The sequence below is a fragment of the Rhizobacter sp. P2_H2 genome, assembly GCF_056403375.1.
The window spans coordinates 1-1452 of record NZ_JBFUFP010001244.1; the positions used below are offsets into that span (position 1 = coordinate 1).

Below are 1452 nucleotides of genomic sequence, written 5' to 3' on the forward strand. Positions count from 1 at the left end.
GTCATCACCACCTGGCTGATCAGTCGCAGCAGCGACCTGAAGGGCAACTACATCGACTTCCAGTACCAGCAACGCGGCGTTGCCTGGGGCAGCGCGACCCAGGGCAGCGTCATCCCGGGCCACGACTGGAGCTTGCGCGAGATCCGCTACACCGGCAGCGCCACCCAGGCGCCGGCCCACAAGATCGTCTTCAGCTACGTCGACCTGCCGGCGACTGCTCCCGCGGGCAAGTCGCACGACCGCCGCGAGGCCTGGGTGGCCGGCAGCAAGCAGCTCAACCTCCAGCAGCTCGTGCAGGTGCAGACCTTCTCGAATGTCGATGTCTCGCCGCTCAAGATCAAGACGGTGCGGCTTGCCTACGACAACGGCCCGGTGACCAACCGCAGCCGGCTCGTGCGCATCACCGAATGCCTGGGCGTGGCCGAGTCGCCGTGCCTGCCGCCGACCACCTTCGACTACGCGCCCGGCGGCGGCGAGGCCTACCAGCGCAACGCGGCATTCGCCGCCAGCGCGATGGCGACGCTGACGATGCAGAGCACGGTGATCGGGCTGGGCGCGAAGCGCTATTCGAACGCCGGCGTCATCACCGCCGACTTCGACGGCGACGGCAAGACCGACATCATCCGCTGGTCGGACAACCCGGCGCTGAACCAGCTCTACCTCAGCAACGGCGACGGCACGTTCCGGCAGGCCGGCAACTTCAACCTGATCGGCGCGGACCAGTGGCTCTTCCACAGCAACGGCTGCTTCAGCACGCGGGTGGCCGATTTCAATGGCGACGGGCTGCCGGACCTGCTGCGGTTCCGCGACCGCTACGAGACCACGTCGGTGAACACCACCACGGCGTGCGCGGGCAGCGGCAGCGAGCTGTACCTCAACAACGGCGACGGCACGTTCCAGCGCAAGGCCATCACCGGCGTGACGCTGCTGGAGCATGCCAGCCAGGACAGCTACATCACGAGCCATGGCGAGATCCAGGACGGCTTCGGCTGGACCTCCGGCTACACCTTCTACCTGCTGGACATCGACAACGACGGCCTGATGGATATCGTCACGGCCTACTTGCCGAACCAGGGCGTGACGCTTGCACCCTCCAACGACCCGTGCGTGGCCGAGGTGTGCACGCAGGTGTTCAAGGGCGACGGGCAGGGCGGCTTCGTCGAGCAGCCCACCAACGTGACCCACCAGAACCTCTACGCGCGACCGCAGGGGCCGTATGCGCTGGGGCAGCCTTCCAACGTGATCGACCTGGACAGCGACGGCAACCTCGACCTCGCACGCGCCGGGCTGCTGGGCACGGGGGCGAATCTGCAGCCGCCGGCGACCGCCTGGCGCTCGCTCGGTGACTTCTCGTTCGTGCCGATGACCGGGAGCGGTCTCGGCAGCGGTGTCGGCAGCGGCTGCCAATCACCGCTGGACTTCAACGGCGATGGCCGCGTGGACTGTCTGGCC

Annotated in this window: 1 protein-coding gene; it reads left to right on the forward strand. The window is 67.7% G+C overall.

Features of this window, described 5'->3' with window-relative positions; genetic code table 11:
• Positions 1 to 1452 (forward strand): FG-GAP repeat domain-containing protein (locus tag AC1D15_RS32015; RefSeq protein WP_477829224.1); only part of this gene is annotated, 1452 nt, incomplete at both ends.